This window comes from Massilia sp. NBRC 108631 (genome assembly GCF_059704565.1).
On the sequence record NZ_BAAKJE010000249.1, the window covers coordinates 1 to 3,359 of the forward strand.

Below are 3,359 nucleotides of genomic sequence, written 5' to 3' on the forward strand. Positions count from 1 at the left end.
GTTCCTGGCCAATATGTCGCACGAGCTGCGCACGCCGCTGAACAGCATGCTGATCCTGTCGAGCTTGCTGGAGCAGAACCGGGAGGGCAAGCTGAGCAGCAAGCAGGTGGAATACGCCGGCACCATCCACGGCGCAGGCAAGGACCTGCTCAACCTGATCAACGACATCCTGGACTTGTCCAAGATCGAGGCGGGCCGCGTCGAGCTGCACCTGGAGGACGTGGCGCTGGACGCCGTGGCCGAGCAGATGCGTGCGCTGTTCCAGCCGCTGGCCGAGCATAACGGGCTGGACTTCGGCGTCGAGATCGCCGCCGGCACGCCGCCGCTGCTGCGTACGGACGGCCAGCGCCTGCAGCAGGTCCTGAAGAACCTATTGGCCAACGCGGTCAAGTTTACGCCCGGGGGCAAGGTGGGCATGAGCGTGCGCCGCGCACGCGGCGGCGAGCATGGCCTGGGCGGCGAGGCGCTGGCCTTTGCCGTCAGCGACACCGGCGTGGGCGTGGCGGCCGACCAGCAGGAGCGCATCTTCCACGCCTTCCAGCAGGCCGACGGCTCGGCCAGCCGCAAGTTCGGCGGCACCGGCCTGGGCCTGTCGATTTCGCGCCAGCTGGCGCGCCGCATGGGCGGCGAGATACGGCTCAGCAGCGCGGTGGGCGCGGGCAGCACCTTCACCCTGTTCCTGCCGCGCGACGCCGCCGCCGTGCAGTCCGCGCCGCAGCCGGCGGACGCGCCGGTGGAACAGGACCATGGGCCATCCGCCGCGCCGCTGAGCGCGCCAGCGCATCCAGGCAGCGCCGCCTTGGCCGGGGCCGACCGGCCGGGTGTGGCCGGCGCCGCGCGCGACGTCTCCCCTTCGATGGCGATGGACGACGACCGCGCCGCCGTGCAGCCGGAGTGCCGCTGCATCCTTATCGTGGAAGACGACCTGTCGTTCGCCCGCATCCTGCGCGACACCGTGCGCAGCCACGGCTTCCAGGCTATTGTCGCCTGCGACGGCGAGGACGGCCTGGCGCTGGCCGAGCGCTACCGTCCCAACGCCATCCTGCTGGATGTGATGCTGCCCCATATCGACGGCTGGGGCGTGATGCGCAGCATCAAGGACAATCCCGCTACGCGCCACATCCCGGTGCATTTCATCACCTGCCTGGAGGACCGCCAGAAAGCCATGGGCCTGGGCGCGATCGGCTTCATCACCAAGCCGGTCACCGCCGAGCAGCTGGACGCGGTGCTGGATTCGATCGGCGCGGCCATCGTGCGCACCGACAAGCGCCTGCTGGTGGTCGAGGACGACGAGTTCGAAGCCATGAGCGTGTCCGAGCTGCTGCAGACCGATGGCCTGGACATCGCCATCGCCCGCTCCGGCACCCAGGCCCTGGCTCTGCTGGCGAAGGAACGCTACGACTGCATGGTGCTGGACCTGGGCCTGGCCGACATGACCGGCTTCGAACTGCTCGACCGCCTGCGCGACAGCGCCTGCGCGCCGCAGATGCCGGTCATCGTGCACTCGGGCCGCAACCTGAACGAGGCGGACGAGGCGCGCCTGCGGCGCTACACGGACAGCATCATCGTCAAGGGCGCCAAGAGCCCGGAGCGGCTGGTGGGCGAAGTGAGCCTGTTCCTGCATCTGGTGGAAAGCTCGCTGCCGCAGGACCAGCAGAAGATGATACGCCGCGCGCTCGACAAGGAAGCCATGTTCGAGCAGCGCAAGGTGCTGCTGGTGGACGACGACATCCGCAACATCTTCTCGCTGTGCTCGGTGCTGGCCGAGAAGGGCATGCACGTTGTCGAGGCGGGCAACGGCGCCGAAGCGCTGGCGCAGCTGCAGGCGCACCCGGACATCGACATCGTGCTGATGGATATCATGATGCCGGAGATGGACGGCTTCGAAGCCATGCGCCGCATCCGCCGGGAAGCGCGCTGGGCGCGCCTGCCCATCATCGCGCTCACCGCCAAGGCCATGCTGGGCGACCAGAAGCAATGCCTGGACGCGGGCGCCAGCGACTACCTGGCCAAGCCGGTGGACCTGGACAAGCTGTTCTCGCTGATGCGGGTGTGGCTGTACCAGGCCGGGGAGGTGGCGTGAACGAGCAGGACATCGTGGCGTTCGAGATCGGCCTGCTGGTCAGCGCCGTGAAGCAGGCGCACGGCTACGATTTCAGCGGCTACGCCGGCGCCTCGCTGACACGGCGCCTGACGGCGTGGCTGGCCAGGTCCGGCTACGGCAGCTTCGGCGCCGCCACCTCGGCGCTGCTGCGCGACGCCCAGCTGTGCCGCGCGCTGGTGGAAGAGGTCACCGTCAACGTATCCGACATGTTCCGCGACCCGCCCTTCTTCAAGGCCCTGCGCGAGGACGTGCTGCCGCACCTGCGCACCTACCCGCACGCCAGGATCTGGGTGGCCGGCTGCTCCGGCGGCGAGGAAGTGCTGTCGCTGGCGATACTGCTGCGCGAAGAGGGCATGGCCCGGCAATGCCGCATCTACGCCACCGACTTGAACGAAGCGGTGCTGGAGCGCGCGCGGCAAGGCATGTTCGAGCTGCGCGACATGCAGCGCTACACGAAGAACTACCAGCAGGCCGGCGGCAGCACCGCCTTTTCCGACTATTACGTGGCGCGCTATGGCCGCGCGCTGTTCGATCCGGAATTGCTGCGCAACGTGGTATTCGCCGCGCACAACCTGGCCACCGACGCCGACTTCAGCGAGATGCAACTGATCCTGTGCCGCAACGTGATGATCTACTTCAAGCCCGCGCTCAAGGAGCGCCTGCTGTCGCTGTTCGACGGCTGCCTCACGCCCGGCGGCTTCCTCTGCCTGGGCAGCAAGGAAACGCTGGAGCAGCGCGCCATCGCGCCGCGCTACCGCGAGGTGGCCGCGCCCACCCGCATCTACCGCAAGCAGTACGCCACCGGGGCGCCAATATGAACGGCCCGAAAAAGCCGCGTTTCCGCGCCATCGTGCTGGGCGTGTCGCTGGGCGGCGTGGACGCGCTGCAGCGCCTGCTGCCGGCGCTGCCGGCGGACTTTGCGCTGCCGCTGCTGGTGGTCATCCACGTCTCGCCGGGTTCCGGCGACGGCCTGGCGCGCCTGCTCGACAGCATGGCGGCGCTGCGCGTGAAGGAGGCCGACGAGAACGAACTGCCGCAGCGCGGCACCGTCTACCTGGCGCCGGCCGGCTACCACCTGCTGGTGGAACGCGACGGCAGGCTGTCGCTGTCGGCCGACGCGCCGGTGAGTTTCGCGCGGCCCTCGGTGGACGTGCTGTTCGAATCGGCAGCCGCCTGCTTTGGCAGCGCGCTGGCCGGCGTGGTGCTGACCGGCGCCGGCGCCGACGGCGCCGACGGCCTGGCGCACATCGCGCGG

At 69.3% G+C, this 3,359-nt stretch carries 3 protein-coding genes; all 3 read left to right on the forward strand.

Annotation, left to right across the window (positions count from 1 at the left end):
- On the forward strand, positions 1-2,083 hold a 2,083-nt coding region (locus AC6H42_RS27130), incomplete at its 5' end, for an ATP-binding response regulator (protein ID WP_497549364.1).
- Positions 2,080-2,922: a CheR family methyltransferase gene (locus AC6H42_RS27135; protein ID WP_057155341.1), complete on the forward strand. Its 843-nt coding sequence runs from the start codon at positions 2,080-2,082 to the stop codon at positions 2,920-2,922. The genes AC6H42_RS27130 and AC6H42_RS27135, both read left to right, overlap by 4 nt.
- Positions 2,919-3,359 (forward strand): chemotaxis protein CheB (locus tag AC6H42_RS27140; protein WP_497549365.1); only part of this gene is annotated, 441 nt, incomplete at its 3' end. The genes AC6H42_RS27135 and AC6H42_RS27140, both read left to right, overlap by 4 nt.